We start from the raw sequence: 24973 nt of genomic DNA, 5'->3' as shown, positions 1-24973 counted from the left end.
ACGAGAAAACGGCGCCGGCATGGTGTGGCACCGGTCCCCACGAGGGGAGGGACCGGAGCCAAACCATGCCGACGCGTATCTCCCCGCGCGGCACGCGCGAAGCCTCGCGGCCGGTGTACGTGTCCGGTCCTCACGTCCGGTCCTCGCGGTCAGCTGCCGCGGTCAGCTCCCGCGGTCAGCCCTCGCCGTCGGTCTCCGCCAGCCGGCGGCCGGGACGCCGGGCGGACGGGACCAGCAGATCCCGCTCGGGATGCTTCTCGCCGGTGACGCGGCCCCGGATGCCGAGATCCGCCCGGGCGTCCTCGTGGAAGGCGTTGATGGCACGGAACGCGGCCCGGTGCCGCTCCCGCCACTCCTCCAGGGTGCCCTCGACCCGGCCCGTGGCCTGCCAGTCGATCTCGGCGAGCAGCACGTTGAGCTCGTGCCCGGACTCGATGGCGTCGTCCCCGCCGAGCAGCATGACCCGCTCGAAGGCCGCGCCCCAGCGGCGGCTCGCGTCCGCCAGTTCGTCGCGGAGGTCCTCCTCGCTGCGGTGGCTCTCGCGCAGCCCCTCCCGCGCCTCGTACAGCGGCACGGAGGCGGCGATCCTCATCTTGACGGCGTCGACGTACTCCCCGTAGGCGTCGACCTTCTTGTCGTCCCACCGTGTCAGCAGTTGGTGGCGGTTCCTGCTCCGCTCCATCAGGTGGTTCGTGACGTGCGTGGTCAGCGCGCCGAGCAGCACGGCTGCGATCGTCACCAGTTGCTCGCCGGTCCCCAAACCGTCCCCCAGTCACGACTCGGCACCTCGCACCCCGCGCTCGGCGGGGCTGCCGGACGATCCTATGAGCGCCGGGCCGGGTCCACCAACAGGCAGGCGGGCTAGGCGGGTTCGGTGGGCCGATCCGTGGGAAGGCAGGTCGTGAAGGCTTCGCAACCGACCGCCGCTGGAGGGCGCGTGAGGATCTCCCTCGACCCCGAGCAGTGCTACGGCTCCGGCGACTGCGTCCACCGGGCCCCCTCCGTCTTCACCCAGGTCGACGGTCTGGGCGCCGTCATACCCGGCCGGGAACACGCCGTCGACGCCCCGCGGGTGCGCGAGGCGGTCGAGGGATGCCCGTCGGCCGCGATCACCCTCACCCGTACGGACACGGAAGAGGCCCGGGACTGAGCGGCCGGGCCGGGCCGGGCGCCGCTCTGAGCGAGGTGCTGGTCGGCCTCGCCGTCCGGTACGTGCGAAACGGCCCCGGCACCCTCGGGAAGGCGGCCCTCGCCGAACGCCGGCTCGACGCGCACCTGCGCGAGCACCCCCGCCGGGCCGTCGTCGAGACGCGCGCGGGCGGCCGGTTCGCCGTGGACACACAGGACCTCATCCAGCGGTACCTGTATCTGTTCGGCGCCTGGGAACCGCACCTGACGGACTGGCTGCGGCGACGGCTGGAGCCCGGGGACGGCTTCGTCGACGTCGGGGCGAACATCGGCGTCTTCAGCGTCCTGGCGGCCCGGCTCGTCGGTGACCGGGGCCGGGTCGTCGCGATCGAGGCGTCCCCCGACCTCCACCGCCGCCTGGTGCACAACGTCCGGCTCAACGGCCTCGGCAACGTCCGCGCCCTCAACGCCGCCGTGTCGGACCGCGCCAGGAGGCTGACCTTCACGCTCGCCAGCTCCCGGAACACGGGCGCGAACAGCATCGTCCCGTACGACGGCCCGGCGGAGTCCCGTTTCGAGACCGAGGCCAGACCGCTGCCGGAACTCCTCCGACCGGCGGAGATCGCGACCGCCCGGGTGATCAAGATCGACGTCGAGGGCGCCGAGGGGGGCGTGGTGCGCGGTCTCGCGCCGCTGCTGGGCGCGCTGCGGCCCGACGCGGAGATCACGGTCGAGGTGGCTCCCGAGCGCATGGCCCGGCTGGGGGACCGGGCCGACGAGCTGCTGGAAGTGATGCGGGAGGCCGGGTTCCACGTCTACCGGCTGGCCAACGACTACGCGGCCGGCAGCTACCCCGGGGCGCTGCGCGGTGCGGCCCGGGCGGCGCCGGTCCGCTGGCACGGGCCGGTCACCGGGGAGAGCGACCTGGTCTTCTCCCGGGTCGACGCGGAGCGGCTGCCCTGAACGGTCTGCGCGGCGGCCTCGGCCCGCCCTACCGTGCGCCCTCCGGCAGCCGCCACCCGAAGGAGGCCAGCGCACGTGCCCGCGCCTCCACCACCGCCATGCGGGCCGCGCGTTCGGCGGGTTCCGCATGGGGGGCCTGGCCGGTCTCCTGCCCCTCCCACTTGCGGTAGAGGAGGCCCACCTCCTCCGTGAACCACCCCCGGCTCACGGCGTTGAGCGCCAGCAGCAGGCCGGTGTCCTCGGAGGCGGGAAGGGCCATCCAGCCGCCCAGTGCGAGCAGCAGGTCCCGCCGCACCAGGAGGGTCGCCGGGTGGACCTGGGCGCGGAAGCCGTTCGCCTTCCAGAAGCCGAGGACCTCCCCGCGCTCGACGGGCCCGTGCGCCGGGTCGCCGGGGAAGCCGGCCGTCGAACCGTCCGGCAGGAGGTCCAGGACCCGCGAGGTCGCCCAGCCGATCGACGGGTCGGCCTCCAGGGCGGCCAGGTCGCGCGCCAGGGCGCCCGGGGTGAGCCGGTCGTCGGCGTCCAGGACCTTCACGTACGCGCCGTCCGCGTGGGCGAGGGCCAGGGTGCGTGCCACACCGGGCCCGCCCTGCCGGCCGGAGCGCCCCTGGTGGAAGACGACCCGCGGATCGTCGGGCACGTACGGCCGGACGTCCTCGGTACGGCCGTCCTCCTGGATCACCCAGCGCCACTCCCAGCCGTCGGGCAGCTCCTGGGCGCACAGCGAGGCGTGGGCCTCGGGCAGGAAGGGGGCGGAGGGGCCGTGGACGGCCGTGACGATGATGACGCGCCGGTTCACGGCGGCACTCACCACCTTTCCAGACGGGTCGTGAAGAGCAGTTCGGTCCGGTCGCCGGGCAGCGTGACGTCGGAGACGTCCACCACCCGGCCCTCCGTGTCGTACGAGGTCTTGCGCAGCAGGATCACCGAGGTGCCCGGCGGCAGGTCCAGGGCCGCGGCCTCCTCCGGGGTCGGCGGGCGGGCGGTGAAACGCTCCTCCACGCGGTCCACTTCGATGCCCACGGTGTGGAGCTGGTGCTGGGTGCCGCCGGGCCAGGGTTCCTTGGTCTCGTCCAGGAGGTCGGGGTTGGCCGCGATCATGTCGCGGACGAGGTAGGAGGTGACCAGGCTGAAGGGGGCGGGCTCGGCCGAGTGCCGGGTCCGGAAGTCGCGTTGGAGGAGCGCGGTGCCCTCGGGGACGCCGAAGGCCTCGGCCAGTTCCCCGGACGCCTCCCGCTCGCGGTACTCCGCGTGGAAGACGAGGTCGTCGGCGCGCAGGCCCGTGTCGCGCTCCGTGGCGCCGGTCTCGGCCCGGGTGGCGAGCGGCCGGCGGGCCCGGTCCTTCTCCCACTGGTGGCGGCGGTTGTCGCGCACGGCCGGGGTGCGGGGGCGCCGGACGAAGGTGCCGAGTCCGTGCCGCCGGTCGATCAGGCCCTCGTCGCTCAGCAGCCGGAGCGCGTTCTGCACGGTGGGCACGCTGCGACGGTAGTGGTGGGCGAGGTCCGCCTCCGAGGGCAGCCGCTCGCCGGGCCCGCGCTCGCCCGCGCGGATCGAGCGGCGGAGGTCGTCAGCGATCACTTCGTACGCCTTGGGCACGGTCGCAGGCTACAACTCCTCAAGAGGTCTTGAAGAGTCGGCCCCCGCCGGCCGTTCGGGAAGGTGCCGGCGGTCCTGCCGGCGGCTCCGGCCCGCTCTCCGTACACACGGCGGCGGCCCGGCTGCTCCGTCGAGCTGCCGGGCCGTTCTCGCGTGTGCTGCGGTACGCAGATCGCCGTTGCGTCGGGGTCGGGGTGGTGCGGTCCGCTCAGCGCTGGAGCGGGATGGAGTGCTGGGCCGGAGGCTCGGCGGCCACGTCGCCGCACGGGAGGCCGATGGCGGCGGTGGCGGCGGGAGCGGAGGTGCCGGCGAGCGGGTGGTGCCGGCAGCTGGGTGCCGCGCCGTGCGCCTCGGCACGGATGCGCTGCTTCATCGTGGGGGGCAGGGAACCGGTCCGGGGCCAGGTCCGGTGGGCGGTGGCCGCGGGTGCCGCCTCGGGGGAGGCGCTCTCGCTCTCGCTGTTGCTGTGCGTGCCGGTCTGCGGCGTGGCCGCGGCGGCCGTCGTCGTGATGAGTCCGAGCGCCGTGCACAGCGCGAGGAAGGCGGTGACGATGCTGGTCCACAGCGTCAGGACCTTGTTCCGGGCCATGGCCCCTCACTTTCGGGTTGGGCGATTTGCGTACTTTCCTCATGATGTGTATGAGCGTCGCGAAGTGGTGGACCTACGTCCGTGGCGCGTCGATGTTCAGATGAACACCACCCGAATAGCCGCAAGGCGGTGGAAAAGGTCCGCAGACGGGAGGGAGGCGGGCAAAAGTCACCGCACGTGAGGGTGTGATCACCCTCCGATCAGAACGGCTTCGTCCGCTTCTAAAGGGCTCCGGTGACGGGCAGTTGACCGCCGACGCAGGTCACCGATCGGTATCGACCGGTGTGTATAGTCGGGCGCCAGAGGTCCCCTACGTCAAGGAAAGACGAGGTCGCGCGGTGAAGAAGCTTCTCCTGGTCGCACTGGCCGCCATCGGCGGGCTCCTCGTGTACCGCCAGATCCAGGCGGATCGCGCCGAGCAGGATCTGTGGACGGAGGCGACTGACTCCGTGCCCACGGGTTCGTGAGTACGACCGACATCCGGTCCTGAGCAGACCCCGGCCGTGAAACGGTCGGGGTTTTGTGTTGCCCTGAGGGGGCAGGTCCGGTCGGGGCGGGCGGTGACGGAGCGACTGAGCCGGTGGACGCGAGGGGTGGCGGGTCATGGGACGGTGGTGTACGGCTCGGCGGCGTGCCGGAACGGGGCGGGCAGGGCCGAAGGGCCCCGCGCTGCCGACGGCGTTCACACGGACGGCCGTGGTGGCCGCCGTCTTGGCCACGACCGCGGCCCTGCCCGGCGCCACGGTGCTCGCGGCCGGTCCGGCGGGTACGGAGGCGGCCGACGCGGCGGGGGCGTCCGCCGGGTACGACTTCGCCGACGGCGCGGTGCCGGTCGCGGGCGCGAGTGACACGGCGGGCGCCGAGACGCTGGCGGCCGGCTCCGTCTACCGCAGCTCCCTGCCGAGGAACGGCACCCGCTACTACCGCCTCGACCTCGACGCCGCCTCCGACGCCTACGTCTCCGTGACCGCCGTACCCGGCCCCGGCGGAGAGGTCACCGCGGTCGACGGCATCCGGGTCTCCGTGCGGGACGCCGACGGCGGCTCCTGCTCCGTGCACAGCGCGACCTTCGGCGCCGCCCGCAGCCCCCGTCCGGTCACCGCCTGGGGCATGCGCGAGACCGGCCCCGGCGGCAACCGGTGCCAGGACCCCGGCACCTACTACGTCGGCGTCGAGCGGACCAGACCGCAGGACTCCCCGCCGGACGACTGGGACCTGGAACTCACCGTGGCCACCGAGCCCGGCCTGCGGCAGGCCGGTGCGACGAAGGCGCCCGAGACCTGGGACTCCGCCTCGCCCGAACCCCTCGACGGCGAGCCGGAACGCCGGGCGGGCGGCAGCGGGTTCGCCCACGCCACCCTCCTCGGGCAGGGCGTCTGGCGCGACGACATCCGTCCCGGGCAGACCCTCTATTACAGGGTGCCGGTCGACTGGGGGCGCCAGGTGTACGCCACCGCCGAACTCGCCGGTTCCGCGGACGCCTCCGGCTACGCCACCGGTGCCCTGCGCCTGGCCCTGCACAACCCGGTGCGCGGCGAGGTCGTCGACGCCGCCAAGGGCTACACCGGACGCCGGACCACCGTCGGCCTCGCTCCCCTGCCGCCGGTGGCGTACCCCAACCGGTACGCCACCGCGGGGCGGGTCGCCGCGCTGCGGTTCGCCGGGGACTACTACCTCGTCGTCCACCTCGCGGCCCAGGCCGCCGACGACTTCGGCCAGGGCCCCTTCGGACTCACGCTGCGCCTGCGCCTCGGGGGAGCGGCACGGAGCGGGCCCGGGTACGCGGGGGAGTCCCGTCCCCAAGGCCTCTTCGAGGTCTCCGCACGGGACCGGATCGCCGCCCCCGGGAGCGGAAGCGGGACCGCGGGCGACGACACGGCCATGAAAGCGGTCGCCGTCGGCGGCATCGGCACCGGCAGCCTGCTGCTGGTGGGCCTGGCCGTGTGGACCGCGGCCACCCGGCGCCGGACCTGACCCGTACCCCTCGCGCGGCGCCGGATCCGACCCGGGCCCCTCCGGTATGTCCGGCTCAGATGCGGGCCAGGGCCCAGAAACCCACGGCGTAGCAGGCCAGCGCGAGCAGCAGCAGCGGCAACGCCACCTTCGCCGGGGGGCCGGAACGGCGGCGTCGCCGTGCCCCGCGGTGCTGGGCGGGCGGCGCCGGCCGGGGGTTTCGGGCGGTGTACGCGGCGGTGGGAAGGTCCGCGGGCTGCGGCGGCGACGGCGCGAGGGCCCGGTCGGGGAGCGGCGGCACGTGCGGCGCGCGGTGTCCGGTGGACGGGGTGTGCTGCACGGCGTCTCCGGCGGTGGCCGCGGCCGGGTGCGGAGGCGGCAGGTGGAAGCTCCCGGTCTCCGACATGGCCCCGGGCGGCTCGGCACCGGTGGGCTCGGCGCCGGGAGCCGTCGGCGGCCGGCCGGCGTCCGGGGCGGGGTGGGCGTGACCGGGGAACGCGCGGCCGGGGAACGCGTGGCCGGGGAACGAAGGGGGCGCGGGGCGGGGGGACGGGGTCCGGTCCCGGGCGAAGGGCGGCGTGCCGGGCGGGACCGGCGGGTGGCCGCCGGGGGACGGCGGTGCGCCGGCCGGGGGCGGTGGGGCTGCGTCGGGGGCCGGGGGCGTCCAGTCCTGCGCGGGGGACGTGCCGGCAGGCGTCGCGGCCCCGCCCCACGGCGCGGTGCCGGGGGTGACGGGATGCCGGTCGCCGGCGGACGGCGTACTGGCCGGCGTGGGCGGGGTGCCGGGGGGCGGGGCGCCGTCCGCCGTGCCCGTGGAAGGGGCGCCGGGGAGAGCGCCGGACGGGGGCGTCGCCCAGGGGGGAAGCGGCGGCGTCTGCGGGGCCGGGGCCGGGTCCGTCGCCGTGTCGTCCAGGCCGGACGCCCTCTTGAGCGGCCCCTCGGGGCCGAACCCCGGCGGCAGCGGGCCCACTTGGTCGAAGATCTCGATCAGCTCGTCGTCGGGCCCCGGCTCCGGCAGCAGCTCCATCGCCGCGGCCAGCGCCTTGCGCGCCCCCGTCGCGGTACGGAACCTCGCCGACGGGTCCGGCTGCACCAGCGCCGCCACGACCTGCCACAGCGGCTCGGGCACCCCCCGCGGCGCGGGCGGCGTACCGTGCTCGGCGAAGTGCTGCACGAGCGCCTTGGCGTCCGGTTTCGCCCCCTCCAGCAGGTACAGGGCGACCAGCCCCACCGCGAACAGGTCCGCCGGGAAGTCCGGCTCCGCCCCCAGCATCTGCTCCGGCGCCAGGTAACCCGGTGTCCCCACCACCAGGTTGGTCTCCGTCAGCCGGGGCTCACCCAGCCGCATCGCGATGCCGAAGTCGGACAGCCTCAGGTTCGGTCGACCCGTCCCCGTCGCCTCCAGCAGCAGGTTGGCGGGCTTGATGTCACGGTGCACCACGCCCTCCCCGTGCACCGCCGCCAGGCCGGACAGGAGCTGGTCGAGCAGCGTGCACACGAAGTCGGGCGGCAGGGGGCCGTAGTCCCCGACCAGGTGGACCAGCGAACCGCCCGTGACCAGGTCCATGGTGAACAGGACCTGGTCGTCGTCGGCGGCCCAGCTCGCGGGCGCCAGCACATGGGGGTGATCGATCCGCAGCGCCTGCTCACGGACGAACCGCAGCAGCGAGTGCGCGTCCCGCTGCTGGAGCACCTTCGCGGCCACATAACGCCTGCGCCGGTGGTCCCAGGCACGCCAGACGGCACCCACCCCGCCCCGGCCGACCGGGTCGACCAGTTCGTACCGGCCCGCGAAGACCTCACCCATGGCTGTGCGCCGCTCCTCCCCTGGGACCTGTCGCGCCACGCCCGCGGGCCCCGCCGCCGGACTTCCGGCGAGCGGGCCCCGCGGGATCAGTTCTGGTGGGACTGGTAGTGCGCGACCGCGTCCGAGGTGCGGCCCGCGCCGTACACCCGCAGGAACTCCGCCAGCTCCGGATGCGAGGAGGAGAGCGCGTCCGCCGCGTCGATGATGTCCCCCGCCGCCGCGACCGAGCGCAGCAGCGACTGGATCTCACGGACCACCCGCTTGACCGTCGGCGCACCCGAACTGCTCGTGGTCGCCGTGGTGTTGCTGAGCACCGAGCCCCCCTGCGACTTCTTGATCTCGTCCATGCGCTCGGCCGCCTCGGCCGCGCTCACACTTCCGTCGGCGACCTGGCCCGCCAGGTCCTGCAGCAGCTGCACCCGCTGCACCACGGCAGGATTGCCGATCTTCGCCCGCTGGCCGCTCATCAACTGCGACAGCATCGGCGCGGACAGCCCCAGCACCCCCGCGAGACGAGCCTGGTTGAGACCGAGATCGTCGATGAGCCGGCGGAAGAGCGCCCCCAGTGGTTCCCCGTACCAGTTCCGCTGCAGTTCCCGCGCCCTCGCGGTGGCTTCCTGCTGTGCGGCGTCCATTGCGTCTCCCCATCGCTTCCCCAAAAACCGCAGTTCGCTCCAGCGAACCACGCCGAGCATCTTACGGAGCGTGGTCGTTCCCCGGGAGCCCCAATCATTTGTGAGATACGGGGGGCGACCCGGTACTCTTGTCCGCGGTGACCGGCGGTCCGCGACACCAGGACCGGCGACACCTCCCGAGGGGCCTTAGCTCAGTTGGTAGAGCGCTGTCTTTGCATGGCAGATGTCAGGGGTTCGACTCCCCTAGGCTCCACCGCGACGAGCGCCTCCGACCTGCGGAAACGTAGACCGGAGGCGCTCTTGCCGTTCCGGGCCGCTCCGACGGTGATGCACAACACCCGCAGGAACAGGCTCAGTTGACTGCCTGGAACAATGCTCCGACGCCCGCGCCGCACCCGGCGCGGGCCCGCGTACGGGCCCCTCTCGTCGCCCGGGCGGGGCTGTCTGCTCTTGATATCGTCACCCCACAGGGCATCAGCGCCACACCCCCGCGGGGCGGTGCCACGTGGCTCATCGCCGTCGGAGCAGTCCAGTCGCTACCGACGAGGTGGAAGGGGTAGACCATGCGAGCGAAGGTACGTGCCGCTCTCGACGCGCTCTACATGAAGCGGCTGGTCAGAGAGTTGGAGGGACGCCCACGCCCCCAGCACATCGGCATCATGCTCGACGGCAACCGCCGGTGGGCCAAGATGTCGGGCATCGACGACCCGCGGGAGGGCTACCGGGCCGGCGGCGCCAAGGTGCTGGACTTCCTGCGCTGGTGCGACTCCGCCAAGATCGAGCACGTCACCCTGTTCATGCTCTCCGACGACAACCTCCACCGGCCCGAGGAGCAGCTCAACCCGCTCATCGACATCATCGCCGAGGTCGTCGAGCAGCTGGCCGCGCCGGGCAACCCCTGGCCCGTCGAGGCCGTCGGAGCCCTGGACCTGCTGCCCGCCGAGTCCGCGGCCCGCCTCAAGACCGCCACGGCCGCCACCCAGGGACGCAAGGGCGGCACCAAGGTCGACGTCGCCGTGGGCTACGGCGGCCGGCGCGAGATCGTCGACGCCGTGCGTTCGGCCCTCACCGAGCACAGCTCGCAGGGCGGCGACATCGACGATTTCATCGAGACCTTCACCATGGAGCACATCTCCAAGCACCTGTACTCCAAGACGCGGTCCGAGTCCGACCTCATCATCCGCACCTCGGGCGAGCAGCGGCTCTCCGGGTTCCTGCTCTGGCAGTCCGCCTACGCGGAGGTCCACTTCTGCGAGACCTACTGGCCGGACTTCCGCGAGATCGACTTCCTGCGGGCCCTGCGCTCGTACTCCCTGAGGGAACGCCGCTACGGCCGCTGAGTCACATGCGGCGTTGTTTCACGTGAAACAACGCCGCGGGGCGGGAGACACATGGTCTCCCGCCCCGCGGCGTTGAGAAGGCAGCCGGCACCGGGACCGCGGGGGATCAGCGGGGTTCGTCGCCCTCAGCCGCTTCCTCCTGGGCCTGCTTGGCCTGCACCTCGGGGTCCAGGATCGCGTCGCCGGTGCCGTCCACCGACGTCAGCCGCCCCGACTCGGGGACCTCCGTCGCCTCCGGCGGCTCCACCAGCCAGTCCGGGTTGGCCTGCTTGTCCCACCACTTCCATGCGGCGAATGCACCGCCCGCGACGAGGCCCACCACCGCGAGCACCTTGGCCACCCGGCCGGCACTGGCCCGTCGCCGGTTCCTGCGCGTGAGCCTCTGGATCTCCTTGGCCGTCACCTGACCACGCAGCGCGGCCAGTGCGGCGGCACCCCGGGCCGTGGCCTCGTCCCGCACGGGACCGGCCGCGGCCACGGCCTGCTCGATCCTCGGGCGTGAGTAGTCGGCCGCCTGCCGAGCGGCCAGCCGGGCACGGACCGCGGCCTCCTGCGCGGCCGCGTCCATCTTCGGCGGCACATGCGTACGGGCCTGTTCCAGCCGCGGCGCGACATGCGTGCCGTACTGATGACGCGCCTGGCACGTGGCCTGCGACACCTTGGGCGCCAGCCGTACGCGCGCCTCCTGTGCATAGTGAGCGGCCCTGTCCTTGGCCGTGTCGGCGTAGGGCGCCACCACTTCCGCGGCGTGCAGCACGCTGTCCTTCGCCGAACCGGTCGCGGCGCGCACGCTGTCGATGCGGGTCACGGGTTCCTCCTCCTCGGTGGCGTACGGTAATTCGACTTTCCACCCTTTTACGGATCATGCCTGGGGACGCGTCACCAGGCATGCGAGGGCGGGCATCCGGGTCACGGGCGATGCCGCCGGGACCTGGGGGACAAGTGGGTACGAAGTTGCGAACACAAGCTGATCAGCGTCAATAACCGATGAATACCGGGCAACACGAGCCTGTCCCCGACCATGCCACGGATCGGTCCCGCATGCTCGTGACCCAGCGGCAAGAGAGCCGAACGTGCCACCGGCCGTGCGAGGATCGGTGCGCACCACAGGACGACGGAAGGCACACCGTGGCCGAGCAGCTCTACGCCACCCTGAAGACCACGCAAGGTGACATCGAGGTCCGGCTGCTGCCGAACCACGCGCCCCGGACGGTCAAGAACTTCGTCGAGCTGGCCCGCGGCGAGCGGGAGTGGACCCACCCCGCCACCGGAGAGACGTCGATGGCCCGGCTCTACGACGGCACGGTCTTCCACCGGGTCCTCAACGGCTTCATGATCCAGGGCGGCGATCCGCTGGGCAACGGCACCGGTGACCCCGGCTACCAGTTCCCGGACGAGTTCCACCCCGACCTCGCCTTCGACCGGCCCTACCTGATGGCCATGGCCAACGCGGGCCCCGGCACCAACGGCTCCCAGTTCTTCATCACCGTCTCCCCGACCACCTGGCTCAACCGCAAGCACACGATCTTCGGCGAGGTGACCGACGCGGCCAGCCAGAAGGTCGTCGACACCATCGCCGCCGCCCGGACCAACCCGCGGACCGAACGCCCCCTCAACGACATCGTCCTCGAGTCGGTCGTCGTCGAGACCCGCCAGGCCTGACGACCCCGTGGGCCGGGCAGGAACCAAAAGCCCCGCTCATCCGTAAAGAAGGGCGGGGCGGTGCATCTGCACACACCGCCCGCAGGACGACCAAGGGGATGTCATGGACCACGCGGCCGCCGGCCCACCGGACGCCGGCCCACCGGACGCCGGCCCACCGGGAGCCCACAGCCTGCCCGGCTGCTATCGCCACCCCGACCGCGAGACCGGCATCCGCTGCACCCGCTGCGAGCGCCCCATCTGCCCGGACTGCATGGTCAACGCGTCCGTCGGATTCCACTGCCCGGACTGTGCGAGCGGCCGCACCGGAGGCAGCGGCCCGGCGCCCGCCGCCTCCCGGCCCCGCACCCTCGCCGGCGGGGCCGTCGCCGCCGACCCGCGCCTGGTCACCAAGGTCCTCATCGGGATCAATCTGGCCCTCTTCCTGGTCCAGCTCTCCGTCGGCGACCGCTTCACCCAGCAGTTCGAGTTGCTCGGCCGGGCGTACATCACCTTCCCCGGCCCGGTGGAGGGCGTCGCCGAGGGCCAGTGGTACCGGCTGCTGACCGCGATGTTCCTGCACAGCAGCTACCTGCACATCCTCTTCAACATGGTCAGCCTCTGGTGGCTGGGCGGACCGCTGGAAGGGGCGCTGGGCCGGGCCCGCTACCTCGCCCTCTACTTCTGCTCCGGACTGGCGGGCAGTGCCCTCACCTATCTGATCGCCGCACAGAACCAGCCCTCGCTCGGCGCCTCCGGCGCGATCTTCGGCCTCTTCGGCGCCACCGCAGCCCTGGTCCGCCGGCTCAACGCGGACATGCGGCCGGTCGTCATCCTCCTGGCGATCAACCTAGTCTTCACCTTCACCTGGTCCAACATCGCCTGGCAGGCCCACGTCGGCGGCCTGGTCGCCGGAGGGCTGATCGGCTACGCCATGCTCCACGCCCCGCGTGAGCGGCGGACGCTCGTGCAGTACGGGACCTGTGCGCTGGTCCTCGTGGCCGTCGTCGTGCTGACCCTGGTGAGGACGGCTCAGCTCACCTGAGCGCTCCGTTGTCCACAGTAGGTGGCGGATCTTGTGCACAGCGTGCGGGAACACGTGTGCCCCCTGTCGCTGACCAGTGTTTGTGCAGGTCAGGCAGGGGGCGAACGTGTTTTCGGAAGCGGGGTCCGACCGGTACTTCCGTCACACCGGCGTCAATGTCCGGGGGGTTATCCACAGATCGTCTTTCTTTTCCCCAGCGTGTGGACAGCACCTGTGGATAACTCCGTGAATACCCCTGGGCAGAGCCTCCGGAGAGCTACCGCCCGGCTACTTCCACTGCGTCGAGACGCCGAACCCCGCGGCGATGAATCCGAAGCCCACCACGATGTTCCAGTTGCCCAGCGAGTCGATGGGCAGGGAACCGTCGGTGACGTAGAAGACGACGATCCAGGCCAGGCCGATGACGAACATGGCCAGCATGACCGGCGCGACCCAACTGCGGTTGGTCAGTTTGATACTGGCCGTCTGCTTCGAGGGCGGCGGCGTGTAATCGGCCTTCTTGCGGATACGTGACTTCGGCACGAGGGTCTCTCCTGTCGATGCGCTGCGTGGCCGCGCAGGGAACGGGGGGTCGGTCTCGGTGGGCGGCGTACATGGGGACAAGGGAACTTGGAGCGCTCCCCCGGGCGTCCGTTAGCGTAGTCCTTCCGTGGCGCCGAAGGAGATAAGGGTACGTTGAGCAATTCTGCCGACTCCCCCGGAACGGGATCCAGCCCTGGCCGCCGCCGCCGTTTCCGGCCCGTGCGGATCCTCACGGCGGCCGTCTTCGCGCTCGCGGGACTTATTTTCTTCACCAGCTTCAATACCGCGAAGGGCACCAATATCCGTACGGACGCCTCTTTGCTCAAGTTGTCCGATCTCATCCACGAGCGCAGCCGGGAGAACGGCGATCGGGAGGAGTCGAACGGCGCCCTGCGCGAAGAGGTCGAATCGTTCGCCGCGCGCGACGACGGCCGGACGAAGTCCGAGGACGACAAGCTCGCCGCGCTGGAGAAGAAGGCGGGCACGCAGAAACTGAAGGGCGAGGCGATCACCGTCACGCTCGACGACGCCCCGCCGGACGCCACCGCGAAGCTCCCCGGCTATCCGGAGCCGCAGCCCGACTACCTGGTGATCCACCAGCAGGACCTGCAGGCCGTCGTGAACGCGCTGTGGCAGGGCGGCGCCGAGGGCATCAAGGTCATGGACCAGCGGCTGATCTCCACCAGCGCGGTGCGCTGCGTGGGCAACACCCTGATCCTCCAGGGCCGCGTCTACTCCCCGCCGTACAAGATCCAGGCGGTCGGCGATCCCCAGCGGCTGAAGAACGCGCTGGCGAAGGCGCCGGCGATCCAGAACTACATGGTGTACGTCAACGTGTACGGGCTCGGCTGGAAGGTCGAGGACGACGGGCGGGTGACGCTGCCGGGCTACTCGGGCACGGCGGACCTGCAGTATGCCCAGCCTGTGGATTAGGGCCGTTCCGAGGACCCCCGCGCCGCTAGTCTGGTGCCGTGCGGCGTGAGTCTGGCGCCGTGGTGCGACGGAAGGGACGGCATGTACGGCTGGATCTGGCGGCATCTGCCGGGGAACGCGTGGGTCAAGGCGCTGCTCTCGCTCATGCTGGCGATGATCGTGGTCTACGTGCTCTTCCAGTACGTCTTCCCGTGGGCGGAACCGCTGCTGCCCTTCAACGATGTGACGGTGGACAACCAGTGAGCGCGCGCATCCTCGTCGTCGACAACTACGACAGCTTCGTCTTCAACCTGGTCCAGTACCTCTACCAGCTCGGCGCCGAGTGCGAGGTGCTGCGCAACGACGAGGTGTCGACGGCCCACGCCGCCGGCTTCGACGGCGTGCTGCTCTCGCCCGGCCCGGGTACGCCGGAGCAGGCGGGCGTCTGCGTCGACATGGTCCGGCACTGCGCGGCGACCGGGGTGCCGGTCTTCGGTGTCTGCCTGGGCATGCAGTCGATGCAGGTGGCGTACGGCGGAGTGGTGGACCGGGCTCCGGAGCTGCTGCACGGCAAGACCTCCCCGGTCGAGCACACGGGCAAGGGCGTCTTCGCGGGCCTGCCCTCCCCCTTCACCGCGACGCGGTACCACTCGCTGGCGGCCGAGCCCGCCACGGTCCCGGCGGAGCTGGAGGTGACGGCCCGTACCCCCGACGGGATCGTGATGGGCCTGCGCCACCGGGACCTGCCCGTGGAGGGCGTGCAGTTCCACCCGGAGTCGGTGCTGACCGAGCACGGGCACCGGATGCTGGCCAACTGGCTGACGGAGTGCGGCGACCGGGACGCGGTGGCGAGGTCGGCGGGGCTCGCCCCGGTGGTGGGCAGGGCCACGGCGTGACCGCGCTGCGCCCCGAGCGCGACCCCGGCACAGCCGGTGACCAGGGATCCTCGTACGGGCAGCCGTACGGGGATTCCGGTGCGTTCGGGGACGGCCGGTACGCGGAGTTCCCCACCGGGGACGCGGACGGGCCGTACCGCCCCCCGCTCGTCGACGACGAGACGGTGGCGCTGCGGATCCCGGAACCCCCGCTGCGGCGGACGTCCGCCGAGGCGGGTCCCGCCGGGGACGGCTCCGTGGGCGGCGGTCGCGCGGCCCGCAGGAAGGCCGCCAAACGGCGTCACGGGCGCCGTGGGGCGCCCCGGACGCAGCCGGCGGGGGCGGAGGCCGACGAGCAGCCCAAGGCGCCGCTGTCGCGCGTGGAGGCCCGGCGGCAGGCCCGGGCACGCAAGCCCGGCGCCGCGGTGATCGCCAGCCGGGTCATGGGCGAGCTCTTCATCACGACCGGTGTGCTGATGCTGCTGTTCGTCACCTACCAGCTGTGGTGGACGAACGTCCGGGCGCACGCGCAGGCGAACCAGGCCGCGAGCAGCCTCCAGGACGACTGGGCGAACGGCAAGCGCAACCCGGGGGCGTTCGAGCCGGGCCAGGGCTTCGCACTGCTGCACATTCCCAAGCTGGACGTGGTGGTGCCGATCGCCGAGGGCATCAGCAGCAAGAAGGTGCTCGACCGGGGCATGGTCGGGCACTACTCCGAGGGCGGGCTGAAGACGGCGATGCCCGACGCCAAGACCGGCAACTTCGGGCTCGCGGGCCACCGCAACACCCACGGTGAGCCGTTCCGGTACATCAACAAGCTGGAACCGGGCGACCCGATCGTCGTGGAGACGCAGGACAAGTACTTCGTGTACAAGATGGCGTCGATCCTGCCGGTGACGTCGCCGAGCAACATCAGCGTGCTGGAACCGGTCCCGAAGCAGTCGGGCTTCAAGGAACCCGGCCGCTACATCACCCTCACCACCTGCACGCCGGAGTTCACCAGCAAGTACCGCATGATCGTCTGGGGCAAGATGGTCGAGGAACGGCCGCGCAGCAAGGGCAAGCCGGATGCGCTCGTCAGTTAAGGGCGGATGACCAGTGGCAGCGACCACCGACACGGAGCAGCAGGAGCACGCCGGCGAGGACGGCCCGCCGGAGTCCGGGGCACCTCGCCGCCGCCGGGGTCCCGGACGGATCGTCGCCCAGGCCGTCAGCGTCTTCGGCGAACTGCTCATCACCGCGGGCCTGGTGATGGGCCTGTTCGTCGTCTACTCGCTGTGGTGGACCAACGTGGTCGCCGACCGCGCGGCGGACAAGCAGGCCGACAAGGTCCGGGACGACTGGGCCCAGGACCGGGTGGGCCCGGACGGCCCCGGAGTGCTGGACACCAAGGCGGGCATCGGCTTCCTGCACGTCCCGGCGATGGGGAGCGGGGACATCCTGGTGGAGAAGGGCACGTCGATGAAGATCCTCAACGACGGCGTGGCCGGCTACTACACCGACCCGGTCAAGGCGACGCTGCCCACCTCGGACAAGAAGGGCAACTTCTCGCTCGCCGCCCACCGCGACGGGCACGGCGCGAAGTTCCACAACATCGACAGGATCGAGAAGGGTGACCCGATCGTCTTCGAGACGAAGGACACCTGGTACGTGTACAAGACGTACGCCGTCCTGCCCGAGACCTCGAAGTACAACGTCGACGTGCTCGACGCCGTCCCCGAGGAGTCCGGCAAGAAGAAGGCCGGTCACTACATCACCCTGACGACCTGCACGCCGGTCTACACGAGCCGGTACCGGTACGTGGTCTGGGGCGAGCTGGTCCGCACGGAGAAGGTCGACGGGGACCGGACGCCTCCGGCGGAGTTGCGGTGAGGTGACCGAGGTGCCCGGAGCGGCTCGGCCCTCGGCCGGAGCGCCATGAGGATCACTCCGAGTCGTGACGCGTGAAGACACGGTCGTCGCCGTGGCACGCCCGGCCCGAGCGGCTCGCCCATCTGGGCGGGCTGGTGATGATGGGCGTCGCGCTGCTGTTCCTGTTCGGGGCCGTCGGCACCGTCGTGGCCGTCGTGGTCACGACGCTGTGCGTGGGGATCGTCGCCGGGGCCCGCGGTGGCGTCCGGGCCGTTCGCGAGCGGGCGTGGGCGCGGCCCCGCACCTGGCTGTCGTGGGGTGTGGCCGGCGTCTCGGCGGGAGTGGCCGGTTTCGCCGTCGCCTACCTGACCGGGGTGCTCTCCGCAGGGCTCGATGTCGGGGAGGCGTGTGTCCATGGTCACGGGGTCCGCTACGACGCCTCCTACCGGGCCGCGCACGCGGAGGAATTCAACCGCTGGTTCCCGCTGCGCAACAAGTGCAACGAGGACTTCGATCTCGTTCCCTCCTGGGTGAACCCGGCCGTCGTGTTCTTCGTGCTGCTCGCGGCGGCCGGTGTGCTCAGTCTCGCCGGCGCGGTGGTGGCCGCCGGGCGGCGGCGATCACGGTCGTCGCGGCGGCGGTGACCCCGCCGTACCGGCGGGCCCGCGACTCCGCAACCGCGTCGGCTTCCTCGACCGACAGCACGGAGCCCCGGCCCCTCGGGTGAGGGACCGGGGCTCCGGTCGTCGGTCGGGCGGATCAGTCCCGGCCGCGGAGGCCGCCGATGAAGCCTCCGCCGTCGCCGCCGCCGCCACCGTTGTTCCCGTTGTTGCCGCCCACCGTGGTGAGGGTGATCTGCGTGCCGGCAGGGTCGTCGACCTCGGTGCCGGGCTGCGGGTCCATGGCCATGACCACGGCGTTGTCGTCACCCGGTGCGCCCGGGGCGACCTGCACGTTGGTGAAGCCGCTCTGCTGGAGCATCTGACGGGCCTGCGCGAGGGTCTTGGTGCGCACCTCGGGCACCTTGGTCTTCTCCGCCACCTTGCCGATGAAGATCGTGACCTTGGAGCCCTTGTCCACCTGCGTGTTGGCCGCGGGGCTGGTGGAGATGACCTTGCCGTTCTGGTTCGGGTCGTTCGTCGGCTGCTCCGCGCACTCGGCCGTGAGGTCGCCGCTGCTCTCCACCTGGGACTTGGCCTCGTCGCAGGACCGGCCCACGACGTCCGGCACCGTGGCCTTCTCCTGGGCCTTGGCGACCTCCAGGGTCACCGTGGAGCCCTTCTCCAGCTCCTTGCCCGGGTCGGGGTCCTGGCTGAGGACCGTGCCCTCGTCCTGGGAGGACTCGGTCTGCTTGGTCTCGACCTTGAAGCCCTTGTCCTCGAGCTGCTGGGTGGCCTCGTCCACGTTCTTGTCGATCACGTTCGGGACGGCGACCTTGGGCGCGCCCGTCGAGATCACCAGGTTGACGGTGGTGCCCTTGTCGACCTCGGTGGCCTGCTTGGGGTCCTGGGCGCAGACGTTGCCCTTCTTCTGGTCCTCGCAGGGCTTCTGCTCGACCGTGCCCAGCTTGAGGTCGGTGTTGGTGAGCTGTTTCTCGGCGTCGTCCTGCGTCTGACCGATCAGCGCGGGTACGGCGACCGTGCTGTCGCCCGGTCCTCCGCCCCCGCTGAAGGCGTACTTGCCGATCAGGATGGCGCCCACGAGGACGAGGATGCCCGCCAGGACCAGGAGGATCGTGGAGGTGTTCTTCTTGCGGGGCTGCTGGCGGCGCCGGTCGGGGCGGTCGTCGTAGCCGTAGCCGCCGTCGTCCGGGTTCATCGGCGGCAGCATGGTCGTGGCGGCGCCGCCCCCGTCGGAGCGCAGCGCGGTGGTCGGCTGCTCGTCGGGGTAGGCGCCGTAGCCGCCGGCGGCCATGGCGCCCATCGCGGCGGTGGCGCCGACGGGCTGGCCGTCGAGGCAGGCCTCGATGTCGGCGCGCATCTCGTCGGCCGACTGGTAGCGGTAGTCCGGGTCCTTGACCAGGGCCTTCAGCACGATCGCGTCCATCTCGGGCGTGATCTCGGGGTCGAAGACGCTCGGCGCCTGCGGTTCCTCGCGCACGTGCTGGTAGGCGACGGCGACCGGGGAGTCGCCGACGAAGGGCGGCCGGACCGTGAGCAGCTCGTAGAGCAGGCAGCCCGTGGAGTACAGGTCGGACCGGGCGTCGACCTGCTCGCCCTTGGCCTGCTCCGGGGAGAGGTACTGGGCGGTGCCGATGACCGCGGCGGTCTGGGTCATCGTCATGCCGGAGTCGCCCATGGCGCGGGCGATGCCGAAGTCCATGACCTTGACCTGACCGCCCCGCGTCAGCATGACGTTGGCCGGCTTGATGTCGCGGTGGACGATGCCGGCCCGGTGCGAGTACTCCAGGGCCTGGAGGATGCCGATGGTCATCTCCAGCGTCCGCTCCGGCAGCAGCTTGCGGCCGGAGTGGAGCAGCTCGCGGAGCGTGGAGCCGTCGACGTACTCCATGACGATGTACGGGATGGACACCCCGTCGATGTAGTCCTCGCCCGTGTCGTAGACCGCCACGATCGCGGGGTGGTTGAGCGAGGCGGCCGACTGGGCCTCCCGGCGGAACCGGGCCTGGAAGGACGGGTCGCGCGCGAGGTCGGCGCGCAGCGTCTTCACCGCCACCTGGCGCCCGAGCCTGGTGTCATGCGCGTGGTAAACCTCCGCCATGCCACCACGGCCGAGCACCGGGCCCAGCTCGTACCGGCCGCCGAGGCGACGCGGCTCTTCCATAGCTACCTACCAGCCCTCTCCGTCGGTCCCGACCGGCATGCTTGTACGGTCGGAGGCTGCCGTCCGGCCTACCGTACCCGGCTCGCTCCGGGCCCCTTGGCCGAGCCGGGCAGCCGATACAGGACCGGTATCGCAACGTGCGCCGATGTGAAGGGGACGTGACGGGAGTCACGTCCCGTTCGGGGCGCGGTCACTTCTTGCTGTCGATGACGGCCTCCATGACGTTCTTCGCGATCGGCGCCGCGAGGCCACCGCCGGAGATGTCGTCGCGGCCGGCGTTCTCGTCCTCGATCACCACGGCGACGGCGACGGGCGAGCTGCCGTCGTCGGTCTTGGCGTACGAGATGAACCAGGCGTAGGGGTTCTCGCTGTTGTCGACGCCGTGCTGTGCGGTACCGGTCTTGCCACCCACCGTGACGCCGTCGATCCGCGCGTTGGTTCCCGTGCCGTCCTCGACGACGGTCTCCATCATGGACTGGAGGATCTGGGCGTTGTCCGCGGACAGCGGCTTGCTCATCTCCTTGGGGTCCGTCTTCTCGATGGTGTCGAGGTTGGGGGCCTGGAGCGCGTCGACCATGTACGGCTTCATCAGGGTGCCGTTGTTGGCGATGGCCGAGGTGACCATGGCCATCTGCAGCGGGGTGGCGGCGGTGTTGTACTGGCCGATGGAGGAGAGCGCGACCTGCGAGTCGTTCATGCCGTCGGAGAAGACGGAGGCGCTGGAGCGGACCGGGACGAACTGCTCCTCGGTGAAGCCGAACTTCTTGGCGGTCTCCAGCATCTTGTCGTTGCCGAGGTCGTAACCGACCTTGCCGAAGACGGTGTTGCAGGAGACGCGCAGGGCCTCGCGGAGGGTGGCGTCCTCGCAGGGGAGGTCGCCCTCGTTGGGCAGATCGGTGCTGGTGCCGGGCATCGTCCAGGGCAGCGGCGAGTCGGTCTTCTCGTCCGCCGAGTCGTACAGGTGGTGCTCCAGGGCCGCCGCCGCGGTGACCACCTTGAAGGTGGAGCCGGGCGGATAGGCCTCGCGCAGCGCGCGGTTGAGCATCGGGTCGTCGGGGTTGTTCTTCTTCTGCAGCTTGTTCCAGGCCTCGCCGGCCGCGTCGTTGCTGCCCGCGATCGTGGTGGGGTCGTACGAGGGGTACGAGGCCATGGAGAGGATCTTGCCGGTGGACGGCTCGATCGCGACGACGGCCCCCTTGGCGCCCTGCCTCTTCAGGCCGTCGTAGGCGGCCTTCTGGGCGGCGGCGTTGAGGGTGGTGACGACGTTGCCGCCCTCGCGCTTCTTGCCCGTCACCATGTCGAGGGTGTTGCGGAAGAAGAGCCGGTCGTCGTTGCCGGTGAGGATGCCGTCGTCGATGGACTCCAGCTGGGTGGCGCCGAAGGCCTGGGAGACGTAACCGGTGACGGGCGCCCACATGGCGCCGTCCTTGTAGGTGCGCTTGTACTTGAAGTCGCCCTCGGTGGTGGCGTGTCCGGTGATGGCCTTGCCGTCGACGATGATGTCGCCGCGCGGAGTGGCGTACCGCTCGATGGCGACGCGGCGGTTGTGCTCGTCCTCCTTCAGCCCGTCGGCCTGGACGTACTGGAGCCAGTTGTCCCGGACGAGCAGGGTGAGGACGAGGAGGCCGCAGAAGATCGCGATGCGGCGCAGTGGCTTGTTCACGGGCGGACCACCTGGGTCATCTCGGCGTCCGGGCTGGCGGGCGCGGCGGGGGCCGGCCTGCGCGCGGTGTCGCTGATGCGCAGCAGAATGCCGATCAGCGCCCAGTTGGCGATGACGGAGGAACCGCCGTAGGCCAGGAAGGGCATGGTCATACCCGTGAGCGGGATGAGGCTCATGACACCGCCGGCGACGACGAAGACCTGGAGGGCGAAGGCGCCGGAGAGGCCGATGGCGAGGAGCTTGCCGAAGGGGTCGCGGGCGGCGAGGGCGGTGCGCACGCCGCGTTCCACGATCAAGGCGTAGAGCAGGAGGAGGGCCATCAGGCCGGCGAGGCCGAGTTCCTCGCCGAAGGTGGCGAGGATGAAGTCGGAGTTGGCGGCGAAGCCGATGAGGTCGGAGTGGCCCTGGCCCCAGCCGCTGCCGAGGGTGCCGCCGGAGCCGAAGGCCCACAGGGCCTGCATGGACTGCTCGGTGTGGCCGAAGATGCCCTGCCGACTGAGCTCGTACTCGTGCATCGGGTCGAGCCAGGCCTGGACGCGCTGCTGCACGTGGGATTCGAAGGAGGCGACGCCGACGGCGCCGGCCGCCGACATCAGCAGACCGAAGACGATCCAGCTGGTCCGCTCGGTGGCGACGTACAGCATGATCACGAACATGCCGAAGAAGAGCAACGAGGTGCCGAGGTCGGTCTCGAAGACCAGGATCAGGATCGAGATGATCCAGACGACGATGATCGGACCGAGGTCACGTCCGCGGGGCAGGTAGAGGCCCATGAAGCGGCGGCTGGCGAGGGCCAGGGCGTCGCGTTTGACCATGAGATAGCCCGCGAAGAACACCGCGAGGACGATCTTGGCGAACTCGCCGGGCTGGAGAGTACCGAGACCGGGGATCTTGATCCAGATCTTGGCACCGAAGTTGTCGTGCCCGAGGCCCGGAACCAGTGGCAGCAGCAGCAGGACCAGCGCGCCGGCCATGGAGATGTAGGTGTAGCGCTGGAGGACCCGGTGGTCCCTGAGGAAGACGAGCACGGCCACGAACAGGGCTACGCCGAGTGCGGAGTACATGAGCTGGCGAGGCGCCGCCTCGACGAACAGCTTGCTCGACTGGAGACGCCCCGACTGGTCCAGGCGCCAGATGGCGACGAGGCCGAGCCCGTTGAGCAGGGTGGCCAGCGGCAGCAGCAGCGGGTCGGCGTACGGCGCGAACTTGCGTACGACGAGGTGGCCGACGCCGGCCAGCAGGCCGAGGCCGAAGCCGTAGCTCAGCAGCCCGGCGGGCACCTCGTCGTTGATGGCCAGGCCCACGTTGGCGTAGGCGAAGACCGGGATCAGGACGGCGAACACGAGCAGAGCCAGCTCGGTGTTGCGCCGGCTCGGGGCGCCGATGGCGCCGATCGTGGACGTGTGGTGCGTCGACGGGTTGGTAGTACTGCTCATCGTGTGACGGGGCCTCTCACGGCTTGCCTACTGCTGCTTACCGCACAGCGAGACGACCTTCTGTTCTTCCTCCGAGAGGGTCGGGCCTGAGCCTGGAGTGGGTGCGGTCGTGGACGGGGACTCGGACGATTCGGGTGCCTCGGGCGAGCCGGACGGGTTCGGGCTCGGTGAGGCCTTGGACGTGAAGGAGGCGGGGCTGGTTCCTGTGGTGCCGCCGGCCTCGCCCTCGCCCGTCTTCGCGTTCTTCTCGGTCTCCGTGGAACGCCGCTCGGCCTGCTTCTTGCAGGCGGAGGCCTGGACCGCCAGCTCCTCGATCTTGGCCCGGGCGTCGTTGAGGTCGCTCTCGGGGATGGTGGCCTCGACCAGTTTCTGCTGGTAGGGGGGCAGGTACTTGAGTTCGATCTCGGGGTGGTCCTTCTGGACCTTGGAGAGCGAGACCCAGGCGAGGTCCTGGCTGATGCCCCGGTACAGCGCGAGGTGGTCGTCGTTGGTGCCGACGTAGTACTGGGTCTGCGTCCAGCGCCAGCCGCCGTAGGTGCCGCCGCCGATGACGGCGAGGGCGAGGGCGGTGTACAGGGACCGCTTGAGCCACTTGCGGTTCTTGCGGGGTTTGACGAAGTCGTCGGGGCCGTAGTCGTCGAAGCCGCCGGTGGAGACGAAGCCCGTGGTGTCGCCGCTGCCGGGCGGGCCGAACTCGCCGCCCCCGCCGCGCGGCCGGCCCAGACCCGCGGCGCGGCCGGCCGGGGTCTGCATGATGCCGTTGTCGCCCATCTGGGCCTGGTTCTCGGCCACGGCGCCGACGACCACGGGGGTGTCGGAGAGCTGTGCGGCGAGGGTGTCGCCGGTGTCCAGATCGAGGACGTCGGCGACGATGACGGTGATGTTGTCGGGGCCGCCGCCGCGCAGGGCGAGCTGGATCAGCTCCTGGACGGTCTCCTGGGGCCCCTGGTAGCTGGCGAGGGTGTCCTCCATCGTCTGGTGGGAGACGACGCCGGAGAGACCGTCGGAGCAGATCAGGTAGCGGTCGCCGGCCCGCACCTCGCGGATGGACAGGTCGGGTTCGACGTGGTCGCCGCTGCCCAGGGCGCGCATCAGCAGGGAGCGCTGCGGGTGGGTCCCCGCCTCCTCCTCGGTGATGCGTCCCTCGTCGACGAGGCGCTGCACCCAGGTGTGGTCCTGCGTGATCTGCGTCAGGACGCCGTCGCGCAGCAGGTAGGCGCGGGAGTCGCCGACGTGGACCATGCCCAGGCGCTGCCCGGTCCACAGCAGGGCGGTCAGGGTGGTGCCCATGCCCTCCAGGGCGGGGTCCTCCTCGACCATCTGCCGCAGCTGGTCGTTGGCGCGCTGCACGGCGGCGCCGAGCGAGGTGAGGACGTCGGAGCCGGGCACGTCGTCGTCGAGGGCGACGATGGTGGAGATCACCTCGGAGGAGGCGACCTCGCCGGCCGCCTGGCCGCCCATGCCGTCGGCGATGGCGAGCAGGCGGGGCCCGGCGTAGCCGGAGTCCTCGTTGCCCTCGCGGATCATGCCCTTGTGGGAACCGGCGGCGAAGCGCAGTGACAGACTCATGCGCACCTCGCCCGTCGGCTCCGACTGCAGCCGGTCGTGTCGAGCCACACTGCCCACCCTCCGGTCGGGAGCGCGCCGGGGCCCGGGGTGCCGGCCGCCGCTGCGTGCTCGCTCCGCTCGCGCTCATTCATTGGTGTAGCACTACTTCCGCAGCTCGATGACGGTCTTGCCGATGCGGATCGGCGCCCCCGGGCCAATCGGGGTGGGGGTCGTCAGCCGGGCCCGGTCCAGGTAGGTGCCGTTGGTGGAGCCCAGGTCCTCGACGATCCACTGGCCGTTCTGGTCCGGGTAGATCCTGGCATGGCGGCTGGAGGCGTAGTCGTCGTCCAGCACGATCGTCGAGTCGTGGGCCCGGCCGAGCGTGATGGTCTGGCCCTGGAGGGCGACGGTGGTGCCGGTGAGGGTGCCTTCCGTCACGACCAGCTTGGTGGGCGCGCCCCGGCGGCCGCGGCCGCCGGACTGCTGGCGCTGCTGCGGAGGCGCCTGGCCCTGGCGCGTGGCGGTCTGCTGCGGTCGGGCGGCGTCGCGTCGCGCGCCGCGCTGGGTGACCCGCGTACCGAAGAGGTCGCTGCGGATGACCTGCACGGCCACGATCACGAACAGCCACAGTACGGCGAGAAAACCCAGCCGCATGACCGTGAGGGTCAGCTCTGACATTGCCCCC

Annotated in this window: 26 protein-coding genes and 1 tRNA gene; 14 read left to right on the top strand and 13 right to left on the bottom strand. The window is 71.4% G+C overall.

Going from position 1 to position 24973, the window contains the following annotated elements; genetic code table 11:
* Nucleotides 1-175 precede the first annotated feature (175 nt).
* Nucleotides 176-739: a hypothetical protein gene (locus Sdi02f_RS18665; RefSeq protein ID WP_167458200.1), complete on the bottom strand. Its 564-nt coding sequence runs from the start codon at nt 737-739 to the stop codon at nt 176-178.
* 198 nt (nt 740-937) lie between these two features.
* Between Sdi02f_RS18665 and Sdi02f_RS18660 the strand changes: the two genes are divergently transcribed.
* Together Sdi02f_RS18660 and Sdi02f_RS18655 are read left to right on the top strand one after the other, a co-directional pair.
* The gene (locus tag Sdi02f_RS18660; RefSeq protein WP_030403052.1) at nt 938-1150 is read left to right on the top strand and encodes a ferredoxin; all 213 of its coding nucleotides are present in this window, start codon (nt 938-940) and stop codon (nt 1148-1150) included.
* A gap of 62 nt (nt 1151-1212) precedes the next feature.
* Entirely contained in the window at nt 1213-2091 is an 879-nt protein-coding gene (locus tag Sdi02f_RS18655) for an FkbM family methyltransferase (RefSeq protein WP_108933776.1), read from the top strand.
* A gap of 28 nt (nt 2092-2119) precedes the next feature.
* Here Sdi02f_RS18655 and Sdi02f_RS18650 read toward each other — a convergent pair whose 3' ends face one another.
* The 3 genes from Sdi02f_RS18650 to Sdi02f_RS18640 form a co-directional block, all read right to left on the bottom strand.
* Entirely contained in the window at nt 2120-2890 is a 771-nt protein-coding gene (locus Sdi02f_RS18650) for a glycosyltransferase family 2 protein (RefSeq protein ID WP_051783560.1), read from the bottom strand.
* 8 nt (nt 2891-2898) lie between these two features.
* Nucleotides 2899-3687: a GntR family transcriptional regulator gene (locus tag Sdi02f_RS18645; protein WP_108933689.1), complete on the bottom strand. Its 789-nt coding sequence runs from the start codon at nt 3685-3687 to the stop codon at nt 2899-2901.
* Between the two features lie 208 nt (nt 3688-3895).
* Nucleotides 3896-4276 (bottom strand): DUF6344 domain-containing protein, encoded by a 381-nt coding sequence (locus Sdi02f_RS18640; protein ID WP_031084650.1) that lies wholly within the window; start codon nt 4274-4276, stop codon nt 3896-3898.
* A gap of 338 nt (nt 4277-4614) precedes the next feature.
* Between Sdi02f_RS18640 and Sdi02f_RS36105 the strand changes: the two genes are divergently transcribed.
* Both Sdi02f_RS36105 and Sdi02f_RS18630 read left to right on the top strand, forming a co-directional pair.
* Nucleotides 4615-4743: a DLW-39 family protein gene (locus tag Sdi02f_RS36105; protein WP_003999697.1), complete on the top strand. Its 129-nt coding sequence runs from the start codon at nt 4615-4617 to the stop codon at nt 4741-4743.
* A 136-nt stretch (nt 4744-4879) separates the two neighbouring features.
* Nucleotides 4880-6250: a hypothetical protein gene (locus Sdi02f_RS18630; protein ID WP_108933688.1), complete on the top strand. Its 1371-nt coding sequence runs from the start codon at nt 4880-4882 to the stop codon at nt 6248-6250.
* A gap of 55 nt (nt 6251-6305) precedes the next feature.
* Here the strand turns inward: Sdi02f_RS18630 and Sdi02f_RS18625 are convergent, their stop codons facing one another.
* Complete coding sequence (locus Sdi02f_RS18625) at nt 6306-8036, bottom strand: serine/threonine-protein kinase (RefSeq protein ID WP_108933687.1); 1731 nt, start codon at nt 8034-8036, stop codon at nt 6306-6308.
* 86 nt (nt 8037-8122) lie between these two features.
* Nucleotides 8123-8671, bottom strand: coding sequence for a helix-turn-helix domain-containing protein (locus Sdi02f_RS18620; protein WP_030405065.1), 549 nt, complete (start codon nt 8669-8671; stop codon nt 8123-8125).
* Between the two features lie 180 nt (nt 8672-8851).
* Between Sdi02f_RS18620 and Sdi02f_RS18615 the strand changes: the two genes are divergently transcribed.
* Nucleotides 8852-8924: transfer RNA gene (locus Sdi02f_RS18615), tRNA-Ala, on the top strand.
* A 310-nt stretch (nt 8925-9234) separates the two neighbouring features.
* Nucleotides 9235-10011 carry an isoprenyl transferase gene (locus Sdi02f_RS18610; RefSeq protein WP_030405064.1) on the top strand — a complete coding sequence of 259 codons (777 nt, stop codon included), beginning with the start codon at nt 9235-9237 and terminating at the stop codon, nt 10009-10011.
* A gap of 106 nt (nt 10012-10117) precedes the next feature.
* Here the strand turns inward: Sdi02f_RS18610 and Sdi02f_RS18605 are convergent, their stop codons facing one another.
* Entirely contained in the window at nt 10118-10819 is a 702-nt protein-coding gene (locus Sdi02f_RS18605) for a DUF5324 family protein (protein WP_031088118.1), read from the bottom strand.
* Nucleotides 10820-11139: 320 nt separating this feature from the next.
* Between Sdi02f_RS18605 and Sdi02f_RS18600 the strand changes: the two genes are divergently transcribed.
* Nucleotides 11140-11673, top strand: coding sequence for a peptidylprolyl isomerase (locus tag Sdi02f_RS18600; protein ID WP_031088116.1), 534 nt, complete (start codon nt 11140-11142; stop codon nt 11671-11673).
* A 103-nt stretch (nt 11674-11776) separates the two neighbouring features.
* Nucleotides 11777-12697 carry a rhomboid family intramembrane serine protease gene (locus Sdi02f_RS18595; protein ID WP_108933686.1) on the top strand — a complete coding sequence of 307 codons (921 nt, stop codon included), beginning with the start codon at nt 11777-11779 and terminating at the stop codon, nt 12695-12697.
* A gap of 267 nt (nt 12698-12964) precedes the next feature.
* On the opposite strand, the gene crgA is transcribed toward Sdi02f_RS18595, so the two are convergent.
* The gene (gene crgA, locus Sdi02f_RS18590; protein WP_030405060.1) at nt 12965-13219 is read right to left on the bottom strand and encodes a cell division protein CrgA; all 255 of its coding nucleotides are present in this window, start codon (nt 13217-13219) and stop codon (nt 12965-12967) included.
* Between the two features lie 153 nt (nt 13220-13372).
* Here crgA and Sdi02f_RS18585 point away from each other — a divergent pair, with 153 nt between their 5' ends.
* From Sdi02f_RS18585 to Sdi02f_RS18560, 6 genes are all read left to right on the top strand, one after another.
* Nucleotides 13373-14152 (top strand): DUF881 domain-containing protein, encoded by a 780-nt coding sequence (locus Sdi02f_RS18585; RefSeq protein ID WP_167458199.1) that lies wholly within the window; start codon nt 13373-13375, stop codon nt 14150-14152.
* A 45-nt stretch (nt 14153-14197) separates the two neighbouring features.
* The gene (locus Sdi02f_RS18580) at nt 14198-14395 is read left to right on the top strand and encodes a hypothetical protein (RefSeq protein WP_174256084.1); all 198 of its coding nucleotides are present in this window, start codon (nt 14198-14200) and stop codon (nt 14393-14395) included.
* A complete protein-coding gene (locus Sdi02f_RS18575; RefSeq protein ID WP_030405058.1) occupies nt 14392-15027 on the top strand; it encodes an aminodeoxychorismate/anthranilate synthase component II in 636 nt (211 codons plus the stop codon). Before Sdi02f_RS18580 ends, Sdi02f_RS18575 begins: the two co-directional genes overlap by 4 nt.
* Nucleotides 15024-16091, top strand: coding sequence for a class E sortase (locus Sdi02f_RS18570; protein ID WP_108933684.1), 1068 nt, complete (start codon nt 15024-15026; stop codon nt 16089-16091). The genes Sdi02f_RS18575 and Sdi02f_RS18570 overlap by 4 nt, the downstream gene beginning before the upstream one ends.
* A gap of 13 nt (nt 16092-16104) precedes the next feature.
* Nucleotides 16105-16878 carry a class E sortase gene (locus Sdi02f_RS18565; protein WP_030405056.1) on the top strand — a complete coding sequence of 258 codons (774 nt, stop codon included), beginning with the start codon at nt 16105-16107 and terminating at the stop codon, nt 16876-16878.
* 71 nt (nt 16879-16949) lie between these two features.
* The gene (locus Sdi02f_RS18560; RefSeq protein ID WP_108933683.1) at nt 16950-17501 is read left to right on the top strand and encodes a hypothetical protein; all 552 of its coding nucleotides are present in this window, start codon (nt 16950-16952) and stop codon (nt 17499-17501) included.
* A gap of 115 nt (nt 17502-17616) precedes the next feature.
* Here the strand turns inward: Sdi02f_RS18560 and pknB are convergent, their stop codons facing one another.
* From pknB to fhaB, 5 genes are all read right to left on the bottom strand, one after another.
* Nucleotides 17617-19641, bottom strand: coding sequence for a Stk1 family PASTA domain-containing Ser/Thr kinase (pknB, locus tag Sdi02f_RS18555; RefSeq protein WP_108933682.1), 2025 nt, complete (start codon nt 19639-19641; stop codon nt 17617-17619).
* A 190-nt stretch (nt 19642-19831) separates the two neighbouring features.
* Nucleotides 19832-21304 carry a peptidoglycan D,D-transpeptidase FtsI family protein gene (locus tag Sdi02f_RS18545; protein WP_030405053.1) on the bottom strand — a complete coding sequence of 491 codons (1473 nt, stop codon included), beginning with the start codon at nt 21302-21304 and terminating at the stop codon, nt 19832-19834.
* Nucleotides 21301-22740 (bottom strand): FtsW/RodA/SpoVE family cell cycle protein, encoded by a 1440-nt coding sequence (locus Sdi02f_RS18540; RefSeq protein ID WP_030405052.1) that lies wholly within the window; start codon nt 22738-22740, stop codon nt 21301-21303. The genes Sdi02f_RS18545 and Sdi02f_RS18540 overlap by 4 nt, the downstream gene beginning before the upstream one ends.
* A 27-nt stretch (nt 22741-22767) precedes the next feature.
* Nucleotides 22768-24309 carry a Stp1/IreP family PP2C-type Ser/Thr phosphatase gene (locus Sdi02f_RS18535; protein WP_108933775.1) on the bottom strand — a complete coding sequence of 514 codons (1542 nt, stop codon included), beginning with the start codon at nt 24307-24309 and terminating at the stop codon, nt 22768-22770.
* Nucleotides 24310-24450: 141 nt separating this feature from the next.
* Nucleotides 24451-24966 (bottom strand): antibiotic biosynthesis regulator FhaB, encoded by a 516-nt coding sequence (gene fhaB / locus Sdi02f_RS18530; protein ID WP_030405050.1) that lies wholly within the window; start codon nt 24964-24966, stop codon nt 24451-24453.
* Nucleotides 24967-24973 lie beyond the last annotated feature (7 nt).

Source organism: Streptomyces ardesiacus, from assembly GCF_003112575.1.
GTDB classification, from domain to species: Bacteria; Actinomycetota; Actinomycetes; order Streptomycetales; family Streptomycetaceae; genus Streptomyces; species Streptomyces ardesiacus.
Note: the sequence above shows the minus strand (reverse complement) of the source record. Positions and strands in the feature narration are given on the sequence as shown.